Source organism: Vibrio sp. Y20_XG_PY13 (assembly GCF_024181925.1).
GTDB lineage: Bacteria > Pseudomonadota > Gammaproteobacteria > Enterobacterales > Vibrionaceae > Vibrio > Vibrio parahaemolyticus.
Window position 1 is genome coordinate 1 of sequence record NZ_JAMZAL010000007.1, and the last position, 21,256, is coordinate 21,256.

22 protein-coding genes and 1 tRNA gene are annotated in these 21,256 nt (G+C 46.0%); 6 read left to right on the forward strand and 17 right to left on the reverse strand.

Annotated elements, in window-relative coordinates; genetic code table 11:
• The 15 genes from NL646_RS16345 to NL646_RS16415 all read right to left on the reverse strand — a co-directional run.
• Window positions 1-548 (reverse strand): hypothetical protein (locus tag NL646_RS16345; protein ID WP_029807284.1); only part of this gene is annotated, 548 nt, incomplete at its 3' end.
• Window positions 549-1,219: 671 nt separating this feature from the next.
• Window positions 1,220-2,374 (reverse strand): flagellin, encoded by a 1,155-nt coding sequence (locus NL646_RS16350; RefSeq protein ID WP_005462278.1) that lies wholly within the window; start codon window positions 2,372-2,374, stop codon window positions 1,220-1,222.
• 445 nt (window positions 2,375-2,819) lie between these two features.
• Window positions 2,820-4,013, reverse strand: a complete 1,194-nt coding sequence (flgL, locus tag NL646_RS16355; protein WP_253664454.1) for a flagellar hook-associated protein FlgL — start codon at window positions 4,011-4,013, stop codon at window positions 2,820-2,822.
• Window positions 4,014-4,026: 13 nt separating this feature from the next.
• Entirely contained in the window at window positions 4,027-5,967 is a 1,941-nt protein-coding gene (gene flgK / locus NL646_RS16360) for a flagellar hook-associated protein FlgK (protein WP_005482264.1), read from the reverse strand.
• A 161-nt stretch (window positions 5,968-6,128) separates the two neighbouring features.
• Window positions 6,129-7,055 carry a flagellar assembly peptidoglycan hydrolase FlgJ gene (gene flgJ, locus NL646_RS16365; RefSeq protein ID WP_140222524.1) on the reverse strand — a complete coding sequence of 309 codons (927 nt, stop codon included), beginning with the start codon at window positions 7,053-7,055 and terminating at the stop codon, window positions 6,129-6,131.
• A gap of 16 nt (window positions 7,056-7,071) precedes the next feature.
• On the reverse strand, window positions 7,072-8,163 hold the full coding sequence (locus tag NL646_RS16370; protein WP_253664455.1) for a flagellar basal body P-ring protein FlgI: 1,092 nt from the start codon (window positions 8,161-8,163) through the stop codon (window positions 7,072-7,074).
• 44 nt (window positions 8,164-8,207) lie between these two features.
• Window positions 8,208-8,987, reverse strand: a complete 780-nt coding sequence (flgH, locus tag NL646_RS16375; RefSeq protein ID WP_005462288.1) for a flagellar basal body L-ring protein FlgH — start codon at window positions 8,985-8,987, stop codon at window positions 8,208-8,210.
• Between the two features lie 30 nt (window positions 8,988-9,017).
• Window positions 9,018-9,806, reverse strand: coding sequence for a flagellar basal-body rod protein FlgG (gene flgG / locus NL646_RS16380; RefSeq protein ID WP_005382032.1), 789 nt, complete (start codon window positions 9,804-9,806; stop codon window positions 9,018-9,020).
• An 18-nt stretch (window positions 9,807-9,824) separates the two neighbouring features.
• Entirely contained in the window at window positions 9,825-10,574 is a 750-nt protein-coding gene (locus NL646_RS16385; protein WP_005462290.1) for a flagellar basal body rod protein FlgF, read from the reverse strand.
• A 293-nt stretch (window positions 10,575-10,867) separates the two neighbouring features.
• On the reverse strand, window positions 10,868-12,181 hold the full coding sequence (gene flgE / locus NL646_RS16390) for a flagellar hook protein FlgE (RefSeq protein WP_005462291.1): 1,314 nt from the start codon (window positions 12,179-12,181) through the stop codon (window positions 10,868-10,870).
• A 31-nt stretch (window positions 12,182-12,212) separates the two neighbouring features.
• Entirely contained in the window at window positions 12,213-12,920 is a 708-nt protein-coding gene (gene flgD, locus NL646_RS16395) for a flagellar hook assembly protein FlgD (protein WP_005462292.1), read from the reverse strand.
• 17 nt (window positions 12,921-12,937) lie between these two features.
• Window positions 12,938-13,351 carry a flagellar basal body rod protein FlgC gene (flgC, locus tag NL646_RS16400; protein WP_005462293.1) on the reverse strand — a complete coding sequence of 138 codons (414 nt, stop codon included), beginning with the start codon at window positions 13,349-13,351 and terminating at the stop codon, window positions 12,938-12,940.
• A gap of 5 nt (window positions 13,352-13,356) precedes the next feature.
• Window positions 13,357-13,752 (reverse strand): flagellar basal body rod protein FlgB, encoded by a 396-nt coding sequence (gene flgB, locus NL646_RS16405; RefSeq protein WP_005462294.1) that lies wholly within the window; start codon window positions 13,750-13,752, stop codon window positions 13,357-13,359.
• Between the two features lie 312 nt (window positions 13,753-14,064).
• Window positions 14,065-14,892: a protein-glutamate O-methyltransferase gene (locus NL646_RS16410; RefSeq protein ID WP_005462295.1), complete on the reverse strand. Its 828-nt coding sequence runs from the start codon at window positions 14,890-14,892 to the stop codon at window positions 14,065-14,067.
• A gap of 11 nt (window positions 14,893-14,903) precedes the next feature.
• The gene (locus NL646_RS16415) at window positions 14,904-15,830 is read right to left on the reverse strand and encodes a chemotaxis protein CheV (protein WP_005462297.1); all 927 of its coding nucleotides are present in this window, start codon (window positions 15,828-15,830) and stop codon (window positions 14,904-14,906) included.
• Between the two features lie 76 nt (window positions 15,831-15,906).
• Here NL646_RS16415 and flgA point away from each other — a divergent pair, with 76 nt between their 5' ends.
• The 3 genes from flgA to NL646_RS16430 all read left to right on the forward strand — a co-directional run bounded on the left by flgA (window position 15,907) and on the right by NL646_RS16430 (window position 17,550).
• Window positions 15,907-16,653 carry a flagellar basal body P-ring formation chaperone FlgA gene (gene flgA, locus NL646_RS16420; protein WP_005486752.1) on the forward strand — a complete coding sequence of 249 codons (747 nt, stop codon included), beginning with the start codon at window positions 15,907-15,909 and terminating at the stop codon, window positions 16,651-16,653.
• Window positions 16,654-16,780: 127 nt separating this feature from the next.
• The gene (flgM, locus tag NL646_RS16425; RefSeq protein WP_005453996.1) at window positions 16,781-17,098 is read left to right on the forward strand and encodes a flagellar biosynthesis anti-sigma factor FlgM; all 318 of its coding nucleotides are present in this window, start codon (window positions 16,781-16,783) and stop codon (window positions 17,096-17,098) included.
• Window positions 17,099-17,124: 26 nt separating this feature from the next.
• Complete coding sequence (locus NL646_RS16430; protein ID WP_005454011.1) at window positions 17,125-17,550, forward strand: flagella synthesis protein FlgN; 426 nt, start codon at window positions 17,125-17,127, stop codon at window positions 17,548-17,550.
• Window positions 17,551-17,667: 117 nt separating this feature from the next.
• On the opposite strand, the gene flgP is transcribed toward NL646_RS16430, so the two are convergent.
• Together flgP and NL646_RS16440 are read right to left on the reverse strand one after the other, a co-directional pair.
• Window positions 17,668-18,099 (reverse strand): flagellar assembly lipoprotein FlgP, encoded by a 432-nt coding sequence (gene flgP, locus NL646_RS16435; RefSeq protein ID WP_253664456.1) that lies wholly within the window; start codon window positions 18,097-18,099, stop codon window positions 17,668-17,670.
• A 9-nt stretch (window positions 18,100-18,108) separates the two neighbouring features.
• Entirely contained in the window at window positions 18,109-18,747 is a 639-nt protein-coding gene (locus NL646_RS16440) for a FlgO family outer membrane protein (RefSeq protein ID WP_005382013.1), read from the reverse strand.
• 170 nt (window positions 18,748-18,917) lie between these two features.
• Between NL646_RS16440 and NL646_RS16445 the strand changes: the two genes are divergently transcribed.
• The 3 genes from NL646_RS16445 (at window position 18,918) to NL646_RS16455 (ending at window position 21,083) form a co-directional block, all read left to right on the forward strand.
• Window positions 18,918-20,051, forward strand: coding sequence for a flagellar assembly protein FlgT (locus tag NL646_RS16445; protein ID WP_005496141.1), 1,134 nt, complete (start codon window positions 18,918-18,920; stop codon window positions 20,049-20,051).
• 179 nt (window positions 20,052-20,230) lie between these two features.
• Window positions 20,231-20,307 (forward strand) — tRNA-Arg (locus NL646_RS16450).
• Between the two features lie 269 nt (window positions 20,308-20,576).
• Window positions 20,577-21,083, forward strand: a complete 507-nt coding sequence (locus NL646_RS16455) for a hypothetical protein (RefSeq protein ID WP_005482262.1) — start codon at window positions 20,577-20,579, stop codon at window positions 21,081-21,083.
• Window positions 21,084-21,256: the final 173 nt, after the last annotated feature.

Below are 21,256 nucleotides of genomic sequence, written 5' to 3' on the forward strand. Positions count from 1 at the left end.
CCTTTACCGCTTTCAGCTTGGTAGCTCACACCGCCCATCATTTTGTTGTCTGAGCGCATGTCTTTAAGCTCAAGCATTACTGCTTCACCGTTATCAGCACCGATTTGGAACGATTTCGCACCATGTGTGCCGTTTAGTAGCTTGTTACCACCAAAAGAGGTGGTTTCTGCGATACGGTTTAGTTCGTCGTTTAGTGCTGTCACTTCTTCTTGAATCGCAACGCGCTCTGCTTTCGAGTTTGAGCCGTTTGCTGATTGTAGAGACAGGTCACGCATACGTTGTAGGATGTTGGTGGTCTCGTTCATTGCACCTTCAGCAGTTTGTGCAATAGAGATACCGTCGTTCGCGTTGCGAACAGCCACATCCAGGCCACGGCTTTGTACGTTCAAACGGTTCGAGATTTGTAGACCCGCAGCGTCATCTTTTGCGCTGTTGATTTTGAAACCCGAAGACAAACGCTCCATTGAGGTTTGTTGTGCTGAGTTTGCGTTGTTTAGGTAACGCTGAGCGGTCATCGCTGATACGTTAGTGTTTACATTCACTGCCATGGTGATTTCTCCAATTGATTTTCCGATGTAGCGGTTTCCGACGTCTCGGAAAACCAAGTAGTTCTCTCAAAGTTACTTCTATTAACGACACCAAATTCAGAAGCTTTAGAAAAAAAATTAAAAAAATAACATTGCGAGATTTGGCTAAAAAAATTGAAGAAAAGTCAGAAAAAGTGCTCAAGTTTCTACAAATTGAGCCGAGAGGGCCAAATTGTACAGAAAAGCATCAAAAATAAGAGATAAGGAAATGAATAGAGAACATAAAAGAAGGAAAATGCAGAAAAGAAAAAGCCCCTTTTCCTTTGAGAGAACTGGGGCTAGGTTGGTCGCCAGAGCCTATGTGGAGATCAAGAGAAATGAACACATTTCCGGCATACCGGGTGCAACTCTACATTGAAAATGATTGGCAGGTGAGAGATGAGAGAGCCATTCATTCTGTTATAAAGTTGCTTGCCAAAAGCCCGCATTCCCATCCACGTCTGAATGTATTGAATACAGGCTAGAGGATACCAATCGTAGTAAATAACTGCCCACCCTAGCTTGCTAAAATGCTCGATAACTACGTTAAAGTTTTTGACTGTAGAATGACTACTTATCGAAAAACTTTGCCTCGTTCTCAAGCATTGAATCTACGCCATTTATGAACTCTTATTCACTGTAATTGGTATAAACTACTGCAATAGTGACATTGCAGAGTTTGGCAACTGTTTCGCTTGAGCAAGAATCGAAGTACCTGCTTGTTGCAAAATTTGTGCTTTGGTCATTTGCGTTGTTTCTTTCGCAAAGTCCGTGTCTTTAATTCGGCTGTTCGACGCGTCAACGTTTTCTTGGATATTTGCCAAGTTGTTGATGCTGTGGCTCAGACGGTTTTGTTTCGCACCAAGATCCGCACGTTGTGAATCCACGTATTTCAGTGCAGAGTCCAGTACAGAAATCGCGTTCTGAGAGCCTTGAACCGTTGTCATATCAATATCTTGTACTGATGTTCTTACTGGCTCATCACTTAGGCCTAGCTCAGAAGCAAGACCACCAGAGATCGAGATGTCACCCTGAACGTTTGGATGAGCAACAAAAATTTGCAGCTTGCCATCTTCGCTTACAGACGCGTTGATCATGTCTGATTGACCATTGATGTACGTTGCTAGCTCTTCAATGTCATCACCCGCTTTCGCGTTGATGTTGATTTCTAGGTCATCAACATTACCATCTTCGTCTTCACCCATGCCAGGAAGCGTGATTTTTAGATCGGCTTTAGTTGGATCAACACCCCAATCTTTACCTTTTCCTACTTCAGAGAAGAATGTCACACCGCCCATACGAGTGTCATCTGCACGAATACTGGTTAGACCCATGATCATCGCTTCACCAGAGCTCGCACCGATTTGGAATGCCGCTTCACCGAATGAGCCGTTCAATAGACGACGGCCACCGAATGATGTGGTTTCTGCGATACGGTTCAGTTCGTCAACCAACGCCATTGATTCTTCGTTGATTGCCTGACGCTCAGCTGGAGAGTTAGTACCGTTTGATGACTGGATAGCCAAGTCACGCATACGCTGCATCACTGACGTTGCTTCGTTCATCGCACCTTCAGCCGTTTGAGCGATAGAGATACCATCGTTCGCGTTACGCATTGCCACATCAAGACCACGAGACTGTGCCGTTAGACGGTTGGAGATCTGTAGACCTGCTGCATCGTCTTTTGCACTGTTAATTTTGTGACCTGATGATAGACGCTCCATCGAGGTATTCAGCTCGTTGGTCGCTTTATTTAAGTAACGCTGCGCGGTCATCGCGGAGACGTTAGTACTAACTGTTACAGCCATTTTGCTCTCCTTTTGAGTTCGCAAGCTTTTGCGAAGCGGCCAGCTTTACTCTCATTTGGATAAGCACTGACCGTAAAAATTACTTGCTAAATCTGCCTTTAACGCAGGGTTTAGAATCTCGAAATCTGTTCTGACATTATTCAATACAATTTGTGTGCCAACTTATTTAAGATTTCGATTCCAAATTAAAATAGATAAATAAACAATAAGTTAGATAACACACTCGCTGTTTTCGACCTCTTTCTCTATGCGATGAAGATATTTTCACACCAAGAGAAGCTTGCCGCTCACATTGCCACTGGTGCCTTTGCCGCATTCGGTAAAAACATGCCGCTCACTCACCTCAGCTCAGCTAAACGACTTTTGATATTTCTCGCACTTAAGGCTTGGCACATAAGGCATCAAAATCTCTCGTTGTCGTTATTCGCCGCTGGCCGTCAAATCATTAAATGTAGTTAAACAATGTCAGGTCTTTTGTTTTGCCAAAAGCTTGTTGCGAGGCCTGCAATGCACGCGAGTTCTCACTGAACTCGATCACGGCTTTGGAGTAATCCAAATCCTCAAAATTGCTCTTTGCTTTTGCCAAAGACAAGTTAAAGTCTTCGTGGTTTTGCTCTTGAATATCAAGCGTGCTCAGCCTTGCACCCACGTCGGTTCGAGCTTTGTTCAAATGGATGAATGCGGCTTGAAATTCCTCAGTCATTTGGTGCAACTTCGCGGTCGCTGATGTATCGGAGACGGATTTATCCGACCAAGACATCGCTTCCTTAAAGGTATCGAAAATACTGAAGGACTCACGTTTTTCGATGCCGATGCTGTCTCCAGGGGTAATTTGCCCTTTCACATGCACTTTAAGTCCTTTGTACTCGATGCCTTTTTCTGGCGAAAATTCGTCAGCGTCCACCACTTTGCCGTTTCGCTCCAATTGGTAGCCAAACTTACCGTTATTCATATCGACAAACGTCACGCGATAAGAAGCGGTGTCCTTCGCATCCACATTGATTGCTTTGCTTAGCAGTAAGTCAGAGCCGCTTTGTAAATCGTAACTAGGCTGGTAATCACCAAACGGGTTTGGGATTTCCATGAACAGTTTGCTACCAGGATCGTTCATCGGCATATCCAGCATGCTGGACACTTTCATTTTGCGTTGGTAATCATCACCAGCGTATTGCACGCTGCCATCTTTATCACGATAAAATGGCTGGCTTTTCGGCTTTGTCCCCGCAAACACGTAGTTGCCCGATTCATCTTGCGCATTCACTAAGTTAAGGAAGTTATTTGCAATTTCTTCCAACTCGCGTTTTTTCGCTTGTCGGTCTTCGGCAGAGAACGCACCGTTGATCATTTCCATTGTGAGACGTTTCGATTCATCAGCGAAACTTTCTGCGTTCGCGATGTTCACTTCGTGGTTTTCTAAACGGTTACGCACCAACACAATCGAGCTTAAATATTGCTTTAACTGCTCTTGCTGCTGGCCAATATTCTGAATGTAATGCGCGGCCAGCGGATCATCACTTGGTTTAAGCAGCTTCTTACCTGAGGCAAGTTGCTCTTGGTTGTGATGGATCTTGTTCTCTTGGCGACGCAAGTCATTTTGTACGGACTGATAGTTATGGAAACTAGAAATTCGGGTTAACACTTATCTCTTCTCCTTACCTCAGTTGCAAAATGGTGTTGAAGGTGTCATTTGCCGCCTGCATCACGCGTGATGAAGCCATGTAAGCTTGTTGAAACTTCATCATGTTGGCGGCCTCTTCATCGAGGTTCACACCCGCAATCGATGCTACACGTTCTTGTGCGGCTTCATGCTCTAAACGCGCAACCGATGCTAAGCGGTTAGCCGTTGCCGATTTCAAACCCACTTCAGTATTAAGATTGTGGTAAACGTCAATCAAGGTGCTCGATTTACCATCCATCATTTTGTTGGTTTGTAATTGCTGCATCTTTCTCAAGTTGCCGTTACCACCTTCTGACGGCACCAAGTTGGCCGTAAATTTGTCGTTCAGCAGTGCGCCTTCTGTCAGTTCAAAGATGGTTGCATCGCCATTTTTGTATAGCGGATGACTTTTCGGCACTGAGATTTCAATCAGCGGATCATCTTTGTCTAACGGATAAGAGTATTTATCGGACAGTAAGTTACCTTTGTTATCGGTAATCTTTAGCCACGCTTTGTCGTGCTTTTCATCGGGCGGCTGAACCGTCACTTCAAACTCTTTTACATCACCCGCTTCACGAATATTGAATTTCGCACTGCCTTGAGCAAACGTCGTAGACGCTTCATAACTTTGTGCGGCAATGGATTTAGCATCATTGGTTTCCATCTTGATGATGGCAGCACCACTGCGAGTAGGACGCAGCAGCACTCGTTCGCCAGCGGCAAGGCCTTCGCCGATTTGCACTCTCATGCCATCCAATACGAAGGTAGAATCCGACTGGTCTATATCTATCTGAACTTGCTCGCCTTTCGGTGTTGTCACGCTGTAGCGATCACCGTCGAAGCGCAGCGCATATTCGCCACCTTTCAACGCCGAAATATCATCGACATAAACGGCAACATCCGCTTTCGAGTTTGGTGCGGTAAAGACTCGTGATTTAGCCACCAGCTCAGAATTCACATCGGTGAAAACGTCTTTACCGATTTTGCCGTTGAGATCCAAACCTTGCGATTGCAGTTGGTTGACCTTGTAAGAGAATCCGGTAGCTAAGCGCCCCATTTCATCCAGCAGCTGCGGAATGTGTTTGTCACGCATGTCGAGTAGCGCGCCGATTTTGCCGTCCATGTCGTCGGCCTTAATCGCTTTAATACCATCGCCTTCGACCATCGCTAGACGTCGTTGGTGCACGTCTGGGTAGCCATCAATCATTTTTAATTGGCTTGCCTCTGTGCCCGACACCAGGGTATGACCATTGCCGATGTGCACGTTGAAACCTTCAGCGTTTTTACGTGGGGTCACGGTGACCTTAGTGTATTCCGACAGCTCGGTAATCAGCTTTTCATGCTGATCCATCAAATCGTTATGTGGACCAGGAGTGCGCATCATCAAGCGGTGAATGTCACGAATTTCTAGCGCCAGTTGGTTAATGCGCTCAATGCCCATGTCCAATTTTTTATTGGTTACGTCTGACTGCAGTCGCACCGTTTCGTGAAAGTCGTTTAATGTGTCTGAAAAGATTTTTGCCTTTTCCAACACAACTTTACGCGCACCTAAATCGTTTGGTGTGTCTGCCATGGTTTTCACAGCATCAAACCACTCGTTGAGGTTTTCTGGGATCTTCTTCGATGCAACAGAGCTCAACATGCTAGAAAGCATGTCTAAGTTATCTTGGGTATCCGTTTTATTCGCATTGCTTGTAGAGGACAGGTTGAGTTCATTAACGGCAAATTGGTCCCACGAGCGGCGAACATTTTCCACATGCACGCCCATGCCGTAGGTCGAACCACCAAACATGCGTGGATCGTTGGTACCCTGAATCACTGACTGACGGCTGTAACCTTCTGTATTAACATTAGAAATGTTATGACCAGTAGTATTTAACTGCCTCTGAGCAGTAAGCACACTTTGAGTACCTACATTCAGAAGATCTGACGCCATACCTGCCCCCAAAAACGAAATAAGATCGGTAAATACCGATCACCTAGACAAGTAAAAGCAAAAGATGTGCCAAGTGGAATTTGGAGTAGTAAATTCAGGTAAAATAAAGGCTTGCACGATGGCAAGCCTCAATGAATCGCGTACGCGGCAACCCCAAAAGGTTACATACTTTCGATTTTCTGCTTCACTTGCAGAACTTTGTCGGCGTAGGTTGGATCCGTCGCATAACCTGCTCGATGAATACCGCGAATAAAGGATTCAGAATCTCCACGTTGCTGCAATGCCGTCTCGTAACGTGGGTTGTCATTCAAGAAACGGACGTAGTCGTTGAAACTATCTTGATAGTTCGAGTAAGAACGAAACGCTGCCGTCTCTTTCACTGGCGTATTGTCATGAAATTCCAATGTTTGCGTGGTGACTTTGTCACCTTGCCAGCTTCTGTCTGCTTTGATGTTGAACAAGTTGTTACTGCTACCACGAGCATTTTGCACCACTTTTTGTCCCCAGCCAGTTTCCAGAGCTGCTTGAGCAAGAAGCAATGATGGTTCTACACCCAACGCTTTCGCCGCCTTTTCAGCGTACGGCTTCATGGAGTTCACAAAAGATTCTGGCGAATCAAACTTAGCGGGAGTATGGCTGGTACGGGAAAGTTCGCCGGACTCAATCAAACGCTTTTCAATTTCACGCGCTTTTTTAGGGTCCACGCGACGATATTCTACCGCGCTGTTTGCCGCATTGCGCATTGCCGTTTCGCTCTTATCATTGCCTTGGCCAGCCGTCAGCTGTGCCACAATCATATCTGCCAAGCCCATAGAGCCATTTGCGCTCAATTCACTCGCCATCTGCTCATCAAGCATCTGGCGGTAAAATTTCTCATTTTGGCTATTCATGATGTTCGACTCGAAGCCTTCGTTCGCTTCGCGCATCGACTTCAGCATCATGGATGTAAAGATAGACTCAAACTGACGAGCAGCCGCATGCAGTGCTTCTTGCTCGCCATCTTTGCCCTCTTTCACCGCTTTCTGACGCAGGCTATCGAGTGAGCTAATGTCGTGAATAAAACCGATATCGTTAGGATTCTTCATCATCGCAACCTCCTAACCATTAAATGATGATCAACTGGCCTTCGATGGCACCAGCTTGTTTCAATGCTTGTAAGATAGCCATCAAATCAGAAGGTGCTGCGCCCACTTCATTCACCGCACGTACGAGGTCATCCAGCGTCAAACCCGGCTCGAATTTGAACATCTTGCCTTTTTCTTCCGTCACTTCGATATCTGAATCGGGCACCACGACCGTTTGGCCGCCAGAGAAGCTGTTTGGTTGGCTAACGTTTAGATTTTCTTTGATGGCGACAGTCATGCCACCATGCGTCACTGCCGCAGGCTTAAGACGCACGTGTTTGCCAACGACAATAGTGCCAGTACGGGAGTTAACAATGATCTTCGCCGCGCCATCAGCTGGGTCAAACTCTAGGTTTTCAATCGCGGACAAAAACGCCACACGCTGGCTGACATCACGCGGGGCAGGCACGCGTACCGACGTCGCATCGACTGCACTAGCCATTTGTGGGCCAAGGAAGTTGTTTACCGCATCCGCCATGCGTTGTGCGGTCGTGAAATCAGATTCAAGCAAGTTGAAAGTAATGTAATCACCACGACCGAATGGGTTTGGAATTTCGCGCTCTACCGTCGCACCACTAGAGATAAGACCAACAGTTGGGTTGTTACCAACAATTTTTGAACCGTCAGCGCCTTCAGCACTGAAACCGCTCACCACTAAGTTACCTTGTGCAACCGCATAAACTTGACCGTCTAGACCTTTAAGGAACGTTTGTAGAAGCGTACCACCACGTAGGCTTTTCGCACTGCCGATTGACGATACAGTCACGTCCACTTGTTGACCCGGCTTAGAAAATGGCGGCAACTCTGCCGTGACCATAACCGCGGCAACGTTCTTGATTTTTGGCTTAGTACCCGGCGGCAGCTGAATGCCGAAATTTTGCAGCATGGCCGCAAAACTTTGCTCAGTAAATGGGTTCGCTTCGCCCGTGCCTGGTAAGCCTGAAACCAAACCATAACCCACGAGTTGGTTGCTTCGCACGCCTGCCACTTGCGCGACGTCTTTGATTCGTGCGGCTTGGGCGGCGGTAGAAAACAGAGCAACGCTCATCAGTAATAAAACGATTCTTTTCATGCTTACTTAATCTCTTGCAGTCAATTTGCCGTCAGTGCGGCGTCTTATAGCGCTACATTAAAGAATCGTGCCAAGAAACCAGGCTCTTGCATATCTTGCGACAGACCAGTTCCTGAGTATTGAATTCTTGCGTTAGACACGCGATTTGACGCAATTGTGTTGTCGAAGTTGATGTCATCAGGACGAATTGTGCCGCTTAAGCGAATGTACTCGTCACCCGTATTTAGCGTCATCCACTTCTCACCACGGATCACGAGGTTGCCGTTTGCCAGCACTTCGATCACTTCGACCGTAATGTAACCACTGATGCTGTTACTCTGCTTCGCAGAAGAGTCACCAGCAAAGGTGTTGGTGTTGTTTAAGTCATACGAGAAGTTGTACTTGCCGCCTACTTTCAGCTCTTCACCGCCCACTTGTAACGGATCCATTTGCGCTTCGTTGGTTTTCGACAAATCCGCGTTAGCGCTCTTCGTCGCACTGGTGGTTTCATCTAACGTGACTGTGATGATGTCGCCAATGCCGCGAGGTTTAGAGTCGTCATACAAATCGGTAATGTGCTCTGGGCTAAACAGAGAACCCGTCGCCGCAGCATAATGCTCAGGCTTTTGTTTTGGATGGATTGGAGCCCACGCTGGATCACCAGCAACCGGATCATTTCTGCCACGCAGTGTATCAACGATGCCGCTACTCTCGTCTTTCGACTTATCGCCTTCAACCGCATCCACAACGGTAGTCGCTTGCGTCACTTCATCCGTTTCGATGGGTTCTAACATCGCACAGCCAGACATGGTTGTGATCAGCGCAAGTAAACAGATTCGTTTCATTATGAGCTCCTTAATGGCTAACTTTCGCCGTTACAACTGCTGGTTAACGAAGCTCATCATCTTATCGACAGATGAGATCACTTTAGAGTTCATTTCATACACGCGCTGAGCTTCGATCATGTTGACCAATTCTTCTGTCACGTTTACGTTGGAGGCTTCTAGCATGGATTGGCGAATTTCACCTAAACCGTCCAAACCCGGAACACCTTCTTGCGGGTCGCCACTTGCGCCTGTTGGCAAGTAAAGGTTCTGACCGATTGGCTCTAGGCCACCTGGGTTAACAAAGTCTGTAATAGTCAACTGTCCAACGACTTGGTTGTCTTGCTGACCACGTACGCGCACAGATACTTCACCGTCCGTACCGACAGTGATAGAAATCGCATCTTCAGGAATCACAATTTCAGGTTCTACTGGATAACCAGAACCAGATGTCACCAGCGTGCCTTCACCATTTAGCGTGAACTGGCCGTTACGGGTGTAACCGATGTTGCCGTCAGGCAGAGTCACTTGGAAGAAACCATCGCCTTCCACCATCATGTCCAATGCGTTGGTGGTGGTTTGCGCATTACCGTGCGTGTGCACTTTTTGCGTTGCAACCACTTTAGAACCAGCACCAAGCATCAAGCCACTTGGCAGCTCGGTGTTTTGAGAAGACTGACCGCCCGGCTGGTTGATGTTTTGATAGAACAAATCTTCAAAGACCGCACGGCTTTTTTTGTAGCCCACGGTCGAGGCGTTCGCCAAGTTGTTCGAAATCGTAGCGATGTTGGTTTGTTGGGCGTCTAGACCTGTTTTACTTACCCATAGTGCTGGATGCATAGTGAACCTCTAACTCTGTTAACTCATACGAAGCAATGAATCTGAAGATTTGTCCATCTCTTCAGCGGTGCTCATCATTTTGACCTGCATTTCGAATTGACGTTGAAGGTCAATCAGCGCGGTCATTTCACCTACGGCATTCACGTTACTACCTTCAATCGCACCAGTTTGGATGCTGATAGTGCCGTCTGCTTCGTAAGGCTGGTTTGGAGTTTTATGGCGAAATAAGCCATTGGTGTCTTTAAATAAGCTTTGATCGTCAGTTTTCACAAGCTTGATACGATCAACGATTTGTAATTCTTCAGCCGGCGCACCTTGTGGAAGTACAGAGATGGTGCCATCACGACCGATTTCGATTTTGGAGAGTGGGATTGGCAGAGTGATTGGCGCATCGTTCTCACCCAAAACGGCATGACCGCTTGCGTTGGTTAGCATGCCATTTTGGTCAATTTTGAGGTTACCGTTACGGGTCAAACCTTCTTTTCCGGTATGATCCAATACAGAAATCCAACCGCTGCCTTCGACGGTAATGTCCAAATCGCGACCAGTCGTGATCACGCTGCCTTGAGCAAAATTATGTCCCGGACGCTCTGTCATGCTAAACACGCGTGACGGTAAACCATCGCCATACGCTTGCATTGAGCGAGCCTGTGCTAAATCCGCACGAAAACCCGTCGTGCTGACGTTAGCCAAGTTGTTAGCGCGCAATTGCAAAGCCTGCATATTTTGCTTGGCGCCACTCATTGCGAGAAACAGTGCGCGATCCATAATCTACTCCAAAAAAGTCTCTGTACTTCGGAGTAAAAGCAATAGTTATGCCAAGATAAAAATAGGCTTATTTATCAAAAACTTGAATGAAATTAAAGGCAATCAAGAAGGATGTTCAATTAAGGAAAACTGCAAAGGGAGGCAAGATTTTGATCCATATGGCGGCAACAGCGGCAAACCAGAGATCAAAGCATGCTTAGCCTGAACTGAGGTGTTTTCAGGCTAAGCATCAGATGAATGTCATGATGTTATCAAGCCAAGCGGCGAAAGCACGCCTAACTTGATAATGCAGATTATCGAATCTGCAGGATATTTTGTTGTAGCTGGTTATGTACTTCTAGCGAACGTGAGTTTGCTTGGAAGTTACGCTGAGCAGAGATCAGATCCACCAGCTCCTGAGTCATATCAATGTTTGACTGTTCCAGCATACCGTTGTTGATAGTACCGAAAGAGCCTTTGTTTGATTCACCCCAAATCTTGTCACCAGAGAACTGAGTTGAATCCCATTGCGTACCGCCCTTCTTATCCAGACCTTGCTCGTTAGGAACACGAACTAGCGCCACACGACCCAATGTTACGTTTTCACCGTTTGAGTAAGTACCCAATACGCTGCCGTTTTCATCAAAGTCAACTTTGGTTAGGAAACCCGTTGTCGCACCATCTTCATCAAACTTAGTCAGCTCAAATGGGGCGGCAAATTGTGTCGCAGCACCCAGACCAAAGTTAAGCGTCTGAGCAGGATCTGCACCATTCATATCAAGCGGAGTGGTGTTTGTTGCAGGATCACCCAATGCAACAGAAGTAATCGGGTTACCGCTGTTTAGGCTTGCCAACGTACCATCGTTGTTGAACTTCATGGTGTGGCCAATATGACCTGTTGGTGTTTGCGCATCACCACCAGCAACGTTTAACGGCTTCTCACCACTCTTGTCTGTTACTGTGTAGTAAGTGTTCCACGTGTTTGGCTGAGTCTGATCTTTCAAGTAGTACGTTGTTAACTTGTAAGATTGACCCATCGAGTCATAAATGGTCGAAGAGGTTGAACGGTTGTATGTATCTGGGTCTGAAAAATCAAACTGAGTTGGATCTTTCAAATCACCGTTAGCAGGTAAGTTCACGCCCACTTCAATGTTCGCTGTTTGTTTTGGCTTACCAAATTCCGCAGGAATATTGATTGGTTGTGGCTCGTAAGATGAAACCTCACCAGACTCTGGGTTTACTTGATAACCAAGTAGGAACTCATCGTTCGCGGTTACCATGTAGTTTTCTTTGTTCAAATGGAATGCACCGTTACGTGTCATTTCATTTTGTTGTGGGATAAGACGATCTTTCGCTACTGCGAAGAAGCCAGTACCCGATACACGCAAATCCATTGGGTTGTTGGTGTAAATGCTTGAGCCTTCGTGGAACTGTTGTGCCACTTGGCTTGCTTGTGCACCGCCACCCGGAGTGGTTTTAGCGTTAGTAAACAAAGAGTTTGAGTAAACATCAGCAAATTCCGCACGAGACTCTTTAAAGCCGTACGTGTTGGCGTTCGCAATGTTGTTACTGGTTGTATTTAAATCCAGTTGAGCCGCGGACAAACCGCTTAAAGATACATATGACATTCCAAAATCTCCTAATCTAGCGTGTTATGGATTACGCTTTGCCGACTTCCAGTACTTCTGCAAGTCGAACTGGTGATTCAAAACCAGCCAGATTGAGTAATACGTTTCCGTCACCTTTACCCAGCAATACGCTGTTTACGTTGGCATAAGTAGACACTGGGAACTCTTGTGACTCCCCATCCACTAAGCCAGACGCTTTCACTTTGTATTTGCCAGCAGGCAATGGATTACCGCTTTCATCATTACCATCCCAAAGTACGCGTGTGTCGCCGGCTGGTTTCGCACCTACCTCAAAAGTACGAACCAATTGGCCGGCTTCGTCTTCTACACGAACAAACAAATTGTCGAGAGATTTCGAAAGCTTAACCATTGCCGCCATAGGCGCATCGTCTTGCTTCACACCCGCCGCACCTGGGACCAATACGTCGCGCCCTACCAAAGAGGAAGCTTGCAACGCTTGGTTCGATGTCATTGACGAGTTCAAACTCTCAAACTGAGTGTTCATCTTGCCAATGCCATCTACGGTCGCAAATGACGCCATTTGCGCAATCATCTGGTCATTACTTACCGGCTTAAAAGGGTCCTGTTGAGACAATTGCTTCGTGAGCAACGATAAGAAGTCTTCCTGTTTTAGGTCCTGCTTACCTGTGCTCCCTTCCGCTTTTTTGTTCTCTTGAAGACTTTTAAGCTGGTCGATATAGGACAAGCCGCTTTGACCAACGTTGTTAATTCCGGCCATACGCTACCTCCTTATCCTTATTGACCCATCTGCAGCGTACGCAGCAGCATTTGTTTACTAGAATCAGCAACCTGCACATTCGTTTGGTATGCGCGAGAAGCCGAAATCATGTTTGCCATTTCTTCCATTACATTGACGTTTGGCTTGTAGATGTAGCCTTCGTCGTTTGCAAGAGGATGATCAGGGTTGTACTCCGCACTAAGCGGCTTATCACTTTCTACAATTCCCAGAACTTTCACTGGCACAGTATCACCGCCACGCATGGCGTTACTTAACTCAGCACCAAATACAGCATGACGCGCTTTGTAGGTGTCTTTCGCAGAGCTGCTGACACTGTCGGCATTCGCCAAGTTGCTCGAGGTAGTATTCAGACGAACAGACTCAGCGCTCATTGCGGAACCTGTCACATTGAAAACGTTAAATAAGCTCATCTAAATTAATCCCCTTTGATTGCCTTGGTTAAGTTCTTGAATTTACCGCCTAGAAAGTCGAGTGATGCTTGGTGTCTGATTTGGTTTTGCATAAACAAGTTACGCTCTAAATCCAAATCAACGGTGTTGCCATCCCCCGTGTCTGGTTGCGTAGGAAGACGATACAGTTTGTCCCCCATCAACGTTGTAGTGGCAGGAATATGCCGACCATCTGTTCGGCTAAGACCAATGCTTGCCCCAGATGTTGCCGCTTGTAACTCCTTGGCAAAGTCTAGACCTCTTGCTTTGTAACCAGGCGTGTTTGCTTGCGCGATGTTGGTGGAAATCACCTCTGCATTGCGCTCACGTACGCCCACCGTGTGCTGGTGGATGCCTAGTGCCTTGTCAAAAGATATAGCCATGTTTGCCTCTACAATTAAGAACTGACCGTTATTAATAACTAAATAGCAATTAGCGTGCCAAAAACCGGAAACGCTAAAGCACCTATCAGCTATTGACGTTTTAGATTGCAATAAGCAAGCCAAAGTAACTGGAATGTCGTATCACTTCGCTTACTTGAATAAAGATACACCCTGCAGAGGGAACAGGGCAAAGTCCGACAACAGATTAGCGAGGGGAAACTCGAAAGCTCATCTCATGTAGACAAAAGAAAGAATGCAGAAAAAAAAAAGCCTGACACGAGGTCAGGCTTTGTTTTCAAATAAGAGATACCGCTATTTAAGCTTGTAAATGATACCTGGATTACAGCGCACCATTTCAAATTTATCAGTCAGACCGGTTAACGACTCTGACGCACCCAGTAATAGGTAACCACCAGGGTTTAAACTACTCGCCATTTGGTTAAGCACTTTAGATTTCATCTCTGGAGAGAAGTAAATCAGCACGTTACGACAGAAAATGATGTCGAATTTACCCATCAGTGCGTAGCTATCCATCAAGTTTTGAGGACGGAAGTTCACCAAACGTTTAACGTTGTCTTTCACTTTCATACGGCCATCGCCTGCATCTTCAAAGAAAGTGCGGCGACGCTCAGGCGAAAGGCCACGACCTAAAGCAAGGTTGTCATACACACCTGCACGACACATTTCGAGCATGCTTGCAGAAATGTCCGTCGCCGTGATGGAAACACTTGGCAGCAAACCTGGCTTACGCTGTTGCGTTTCCAGAATTGTCATCGCGATTGAATAAGGTTCTTGACCAGATGAACTGGCCGCAGACCAAATTTTAATTGGACGTTTATTTGCCGCAACTTCTGGCAATAGTTTGTCAGCTAAAACCGTGAACGGATAAGTATCTCGAAACCACAATGTTTCGTTAGTCGTCATCGCATCCACAGCAGCAATACGCAGTTCACGATTGCGGCCAGCAACAACATCGCGTAGCAAATCAGACAACGACGCAAGCTTGAACTTAGTCACTAGAGGACTCAGTCGGCTGCGCACGAGGTATTGTTTGCTATCGCCTAATACGATGCCACATTGCGATTCTAGAAAACGGCTAAAGTCACGATACTCTTGATCACTGATTGTAATAGCAGTCATTAATGTCTCTTTTATTGTGTTAATGCAGATTTAACCGCGTTACCCAATTCGTCTGGGTTAAATTTCGCAATGAAGGTGTTTGCACCTACGCGCTCAACCATGGCTTGGTTGAAAACGCCACTTAATGAGGAATGAAGGATAACATAAAGATCTTTCAAATCTGCATTTCTGCGGATTTCAGCCGTTAATGTGTAGCCATCCATTTCGGGCATTTCGATATCAGAAATCACCAAAGAAATCTGATCGTAAATGCTGCCTTCTTGAGCCATTTCAAGCAACTTATTGTACGCTTCTTTGCCATCTTTGACAGATACGACCTCGAAACCAATCGAAGTAATCGCGCGCTCAACTTGCTTACGTGCAACCGTTGAGTCATCAGCAATCAGAATACGACGTACGATAGGCTTTTCTTGCTCCGCTTGTGCGATTTCTTCACCGATGGTTGAATCCATGGTTTCATCAACTGGCGCGATTTCAGCCAGGATTTTTTCCACGTCTAGGATTTCAACAAGTTCGTTATCGATATTCGTCACAGCAGTTAGGTAGTGCGCTTTACCTGCGCCATCTGGCGGCGGCAAAATCGCTTCCCAGTGCATGTTGATAATACGCTCAACCGATGATACCAAAAATGCTTGGATCGTACGGTTAAATTCAGCGATAACAACAAAACATTTATCAATATCGGTGGTTGGGCGGCCACCAATTGCCAGGCTCAAATCAATTACTGACACGGTATGGCCACGGATATGAGCAATACCTTTTACCAGAGGGTGTAGATTTGGCATAGAAGTCAGCTTAGGGCACTGAAGTACTTCTTTTACTTTGAATACGTTGATGCCGTAACGCTGTCGCCCCATCAGTCGAAAGGTCAATAATTCCAATCGGTTCTGACCGACGAGTTGCGTACGCTGATTCACCGAGTCAAGAATCCCCGTCATATGCTCATCTCCATCTCAAACTTTTTGTTTTTAAATGATACTCTACCACTGGCAAGCATGATACCAGGGAGACAGTATGGCGTATTTCACTATAACTTCGACAACATTGACTATGACAATATGTAGAGCGCTATTTACAAAGTACGCTAAGTCTATCGGCATTTTGCTCAGTATGTTTAGTTTTTTTGTTCATTCGGCAACAGATAATCAGATAGAACAAATAAAATTGGCAGCAGAACAACATATTCTTGCCACGGTAGAGCAGCCAGCCGGAGGTGAATTGACTGTGAATGCGGCAGACATTGACTCTCGAATCAAGGCAACAGACTGCCCTGAACCACTCGACACTTCGGCCTCTTCCACCAGCAGCACCCGCAGCAATATCAATGTGTTGGTAGAATGCCCTGCCGATGACTGGAAAGTGTATGTCCCTGTTCGTGTCTCCTCTTCAGTACCAATGATCGTCGCAACTCGACAACTTGGCCGAGGTGAGATCATCAGCGCATCCGATGTCACGACATCCATGATTGAGCTTCAACGCTTTCGCAAAGATGGCTTTTCTAGCTTCGAACAAGTGGTCGGTGCAAAGTTAAAACGTAGCGTTCGCCTTGGTGATGTGGTTGAGCGCAATGATGTTTGCGTGGTTTGCCGTAATGAAAAAGTGACAATAAAGGCCGTAAAATCAGGCATGACGATCACAACACAAGGCACAGCATTGCAAGATGGAGCCACGGGCGATCAAGTAAGAGTGAAAAATGACAAGTCACAACGTATAATAGAGGGCATAGTGACTGACATTGCGGAAATTACCGTCACCTTTTAACCTTTATTTAGGTAGCACAACCGCATTGTGAAAATTGATCAATAAAAATGCAAAAAATGATTAAAGTTATCGTTTGGTTGGTCGATAGTCTGGATACCAGTATTACGATACAAGGCAAAGGTTAAACATGGCAGGTATAGATAATATACGTTCAGGGCAAATGATGTCGACGACCAGTCGCGCGCCTGCACGTAACGATTCAAGTGCGACATCAAGCGCAACTGAATCGAAAAAAGCGCCAGCTCAACAAGACGCTGTATCGCTAAGCCAACAAAGTAAAGCCGTCAGCAAACTCCAAAAGGATATGGCAGCTTCTCCGGCTTACGACAGTGCGAAAGTAGCGGCAATCAAAGAAGCAATCGCAAACGGTTCATACCGCGTTGACCCAGAAAAACTGGCCGACAATATGATCAAGTTTGAAAACGAATTGCAAGGCAAAAGCTAACTGACTTAGGCCCAAGGTAAGTATTTATGGCAGCATTAGTCGATCTCGTAAACTTTCAACTAGAAAATGCTAAGGCACTTTCTACTGTTTTACGTCAGGAAACACAGGCGATTACTGCGCGTGTCTCTTCTGAAATCGAAAGCATCGCCAAACAAAAAATGACACTCATTGATCAGCTAAGAACCACTGATCAGCGAATTGCCTCTCACCCGCATGTCAATCAACTTACCGAAGATGAGCACCTAAGTCAGGTTGTAGCCCAAATCCAATCCATCGTGCTGGACTGTCAACAGGTCAATCGCGTGAATGGAGAATCCCTCAGCCGTGCTCAATTGAGTTTTAACAAGCTCAATAACATGCTTCAACACACTCACGGCAAGATCGGTATGACCTACAATGCCGGCGGCAAAACCCACACCATTTCAACGCTAGGCACCAATATTAAAGCCTAACGCTCTAGCCTCTCCTTCCTCATTAGGCAAAACCATCAAATCGAACCCATAAAAAAGCGACCAATTGTTGCCAATCAGCCGCTCGAAAAGATTATCTGTTTATTTAGTGAAGTGGTTTTAGAACAAGGTTTGCTGACGCTTCTCAGGCACTTGTTGAACTTCACCGTAATCGCGTAGCTTATCCATCTTACCGATATCCAAACGTAACTCTGTTACGTAACTGTCTTCAACTAAGTAACTGCGCACGACCTCTGCACCGCGAATCACGCCATCGACCGCGCCACTCGTGCTTTCAATGCCAAGACGCTGATCTTCAAGTTCGGCACGACCGCTTACTCGCATGCCGTAAACTTGCTCTGCTAACTCACGATACGCATCAATTTTTGATGCTCGCATCGCGCGCACACGTTTTTCTTCTACCGTGCGGCCAGTTTGTTCGCTTACGCTTGCATAACCTACCGCCACTAAAATTTCATCTTGGCGCATCTGTTGTAATGGCTGACATCCCACAAGCACCAAGGTGGCAATAATAAATAATAACTTCTTCATGGTTCTATCCTATGGGCGGAGAATCACAGTGTATGGCTGGCGAATAGTTGGGTCTGAACGAATCAACACGCCATCTTGGGTACGGATGCTATTTAGCGTATCCAAATCACGGCCGATTCGGTCTGCAGGCAAGAACCCTTGCGCTGTGGCAACCACAACACGGCTTTGCATACCAACAACGCGAGCATTAACCAATACGCCACCTTCTTGACGAAGCATGGTTCCCGTTAACACATACTGAATTTGCTGCTCTTGCGCCAAATCTTGCCAATCGCGGCTTAAGGCAAAGTCTCCTTGCTGCGTCACTTGGATAGATCCTGTCGTTTTAAAATCGACGACTTTAAAACCGCGACGTTGGAACTGATGGATAAACCCTTCAGATACAGAGTTGCCCAACCAGTTGGTCGCATCCATGTTTTGCAGGTCAACAAACGATGTGATAGCAATTGGTGTACGTGCAGAAACGGCAACGTTAGATACCATCAAATCTTCTGTCATGCTTTCAATAAAGAAGTCCATCGTATGACGCGGACTGTCCATCAACATGAACTGGCTGCCTGAATACGGTTCTTTACCATTATAAATCGGTGAGTACGCGCACGATGTCAAAAGCGTCATCATCGATGCGGCGACAAGCCACTTTTTCATGGTTTGATTCTCCAGATAATCTTGGGTGGCACTGTTCTTTCACAATTCCTTACTGAGTAAAGGTAATATTGGAACAGTCTTTGCTTTTCTTTGTTTGTCTAACTAAGAAAACGCCACCAAACTTCACTGAAATTGATATAGCAATATTTATACCCGAACGGTCATACCCAATGAAAAAAATATTATTTAGCCTACTTTCAATCACTTTCGTTATGCTTCTGCCATTTCGTGCAGTGGCGTCTTGGTACGAAGTGACAGGCGTTGCCACGATCGTTTCTTCTGAAGATGCGGCAAGGCTCCATGCGTTGGAAGACGCTCTATTCAAAGCCGTCAACTTTTCGGGCGCAGACATTGGCAGCATCAGTAATTTGATGCCGCTATTGGAAGAAAACCGCAAAGAATATCAGTTTACTAACCATGAGGTGCGCTACATTCTCGTGGAATCTGAGCGCAAACGCGGTGGTAAAATGGAAATGAAGATCCGAGTGGACATTTATCCATCGGCAACGGGTTGCCACACGGATCAATACAAAAAGACTATTTTGGTCGGTAACATTGACGTTGCCTCTCCCCAACAAGCAGTCATGGGGCAAATCTACCAAGTGGGTGACGATTTCAGCAAAGTCGTTAATCGCCAATTGGATCAAACCTCACGCAGCTTCGTTTCTGTTGGCACGACAGACTACTCAATCAGCAGCAATTATCCAGCTCGCACTCAAATGATTGCGCAGGACAACGGCGCACAATACATTATTGGCGGCGTGATTACTGACTTAACGGCAACGATTGAATCTCAACTCTTAAAAGACGACATCATTAACCGTCAGTTTGCTTTAGAGATGAAAGTCTTCGATGGCAAGACGGGCCATGAAGTCTTCAACAAAGCCTACCGCGAAGTCGCGCGTTGGCCATTCGCCAAAACCAGCCAAGTGGACACTCGCAGCGCACGTTTCTGGGCATCGACCTATGGCGAAATGATGCTACGCGTCAGCCGCAACATCATGTTAGACCTCGAGTCCGAACTGTCTTGCAAGATTACCCTACCGGAAGTGGTGGCCGTTTTTGGCAACACCGTCACGATGGATCTGGGCCGCATGCACGGCGTAAAAGAAGGTGACAAACTGCAACTGTGGCACACGGCATCATTCATCGATCAAAAGGGTTTACCACGTAATAAAGTGTCGCAAAGCGAGATCACTTTGACGGTCTCCCGCATCTATGAGCAAGAAGCAGAATTGACGATTGATCAGCCGAATTTGGCGTCCAGCGTTCAAATTGGCGATGTAATGAACAAGATCTTATAAAAGGTCACATTAAGCCTTGAGATATGCTTACTTTTGAATATCATAGACAACGCATCTTATTTGATTATGCCTGTCTAAGTAGCTAACAAGTTAGCACTAGGGTTAAAGAAATCAGCAGCATGGCTGTGAATTTGTTTAACCTGTAGCAATAACCCAATAGTTACTGTGATTGGTATTACGCCCTCATGGCACAGCTGGATAGCGCAGTCCCCTCCTAAGGGACAGGTCGTAGGTTCGAATCCTACTGGGGGCGCCATATCATAGCCTTAGCTCACCGTTGAGCTAAGGCTTTTTTATACGCGTTTATCGGGCTCATTTCCCGCATACAACGTTCTCTTCCCGATAATCCAAACGCCCACCTGCAGCATATTGCCGCTTCTGGTCAAACCTCATGCGGGTTGAAAACACTCGCCGTCGCCCTTAATTACTTCACAGTTACTATTTACAGTTTTGTATTTTATTACTTTAATTATTTATGAGTTTTGCTTACCCTCTCGACTATTAATAAAAATATTAGTTAGCACTATGTCTAAGAGCAATTTAATTACTAACACTGGACACCGCTTTATTTCGAAAGGCAAGACTGCCTTTAAGATCCACATTCATACTCCTGACGATACTGTTTTGCATCGCTCAGTGGGTTTTGTTCGTATTGGAGAGAAAAAGGGCTTGAAGAAAGCCATCAAACTAAGAAATGAGTTGGGTAGAGAAATGTGGGGCAAGTTTTGGCGACGTCTATTAAAAGACCCGTATTTAATGACGCGTCTGCCGCACAGCGTTGAGCCTAAAATCGTTCATAAGCCTAACCCTACCCTAGAGAACCCAGACAACCGAGACACTTGTTACATTGCGAAATGGCGCGAGTTTAACGATAAGGGTGAATACAAATACAAGACGGTAGTACGTTCGATTAACAAATACGGCAAACTTGCCGCTTACATGCAAACGAAAAAGGCACTACTAGAAGCCCACAAAGAGAACTTAGAAATCCTCACTTTTATGGGCCGACTCAACAGCATCGATCTGAAGTAATCCACTCTCGTACTTACACAACTTAAAAGCGCTTCAGACAAATTTCGCTTCACTGCTAAAAATGATTTCGAGAGTTGAACCTCTATCGAACGCAAAAAGAGAACCCGTCATCAACCGGTTCTCTTTTTTTGTGTCCACCATTCACAAATTAAGCGATACAAAATGAACAGATA

Excerpts from the sequence above, each read along its gene's own strand:
- NL646_RS16350 (WP_005462278.1), bottom strand. The coding sequence starts at position 2,374 with ATGGCTGTAACAGTTAGTACTAACGTCTCCGCGATGACCGCGCAGCGT.
- flgK (WP_005482264.1), bottom strand. The coding sequence starts at position 5,967 with ATGGCGTCAGATCTTCTGAATGTAGGTACTCAAAGTGTGCTTACTGCT.
- flgJ (WP_140222524.1), bottom strand. The coding sequence starts at position 7,055 with ATGATGAAGAATCCTAACGATATCGGTTTTATTCACGACATTAGCTCA.
- NL646_RS16370 (WP_253664455.1), bottom strand. The coding sequence starts at position 8,163 with ATGAAAAGAATCGTTTTATTACTGATGAGCGTTGCTCTGTTTTCTACC.
- flgH (WP_005462288.1), bottom strand. The coding sequence starts at position 8,987 with ATGAAACGAATCTGTTTACTTGCGCTGATCACAACCATGTCTGGCTGT.
- flgG (WP_005382032.1), bottom strand. The coding sequence starts at position 9,806 with ATGCATCCAGCACTATGGGTAAGTAAAACAGGTCTAGACGCCCAACAA.
- NL646_RS16385 (WP_005462290.1), bottom strand. The coding sequence starts at position 10,574 with ATGGATCGCGCACTGTTTCTCGCAATGAGTGGCGCCAAGCAAAATATG.
- flgE (WP_005462291.1), bottom strand. The coding sequence starts at position 12,181 with ATGTCATATGTATCTTTAAGCGGTTTGTCCGCGGCTCAACTGGATTTA.
- flgD (WP_005462292.1), bottom strand. The coding sequence starts at position 12,920 with ATGGCCGGAATTAACAACGTTGGTCAAAGCGGCTTGTCCTATATCGAC.
- flgC (WP_005462293.1), bottom strand. The coding sequence starts at position 13,351 with ATGAGCTTATTTAACGTTTTCAATGTGACAGGTTCCGCAATGAGCGCT.
- flgB (WP_005462294.1), bottom strand. The coding sequence starts at position 13,752 with ATGGCTATATCTTTTGACAAGGCACTAGGCATCCACCAGCACACGGTG.
- NL646_RS16410 (WP_005462295.1), bottom strand. The coding sequence starts at position 14,892 with ATGACTGCTATTACAATCAGTGATCAAGAGTATCGTGACTTTAGCCGT.
- NL646_RS16415 (WP_005462297.1), bottom strand. The coding sequence starts at position 15,830 with ATGACGGGGATTCTTGACTCGGTGAATCAGCGTACGCAACTCGTCGGT.
- flgA (WP_005486752.1), top strand. The coding sequence starts at position 15,907 with ATGGCGTATTTCACTATAACTTCGACAACATTGACTATGACAATATGT.
- flgM (WP_005453996.1), top strand. The coding sequence starts at position 16,781 with ATGGCAGGTATAGATAATATACGTTCAGGGCAAATGATGTCGACGACC.
- NL646_RS16430 (WP_005454011.1), top strand. The coding sequence starts at position 17,125 with ATGGCAGCATTAGTCGATCTCGTAAACTTTCAACTAGAAAATGCTAAG.
- flgP (WP_253664456.1), bottom strand. The coding sequence starts at position 18,099 with ATGAAGAAGTTATTATTTATTATTGCCACCTTGGTGCTTGTGGGATGT.
- NL646_RS16440 (WP_005382013.1), bottom strand. The coding sequence starts at position 18,747 with ATGAAAAAGTGGCTTGTCGCCGCATCGATGATGACGCTTTTGACATCG.
- NL646_RS16445 (WP_005496141.1), top strand. The coding sequence starts at position 18,918 with ATGAAAAAAATATTATTTAGCCTACTTTCAATCACTTTCGTTATGCTT.
- NL646_RS16455 (WP_005482262.1), top strand. The coding sequence starts at position 20,577 with ATGTCTAAGAGCAATTTAATTACTAACACTGGACACCGCTTTATTTCG.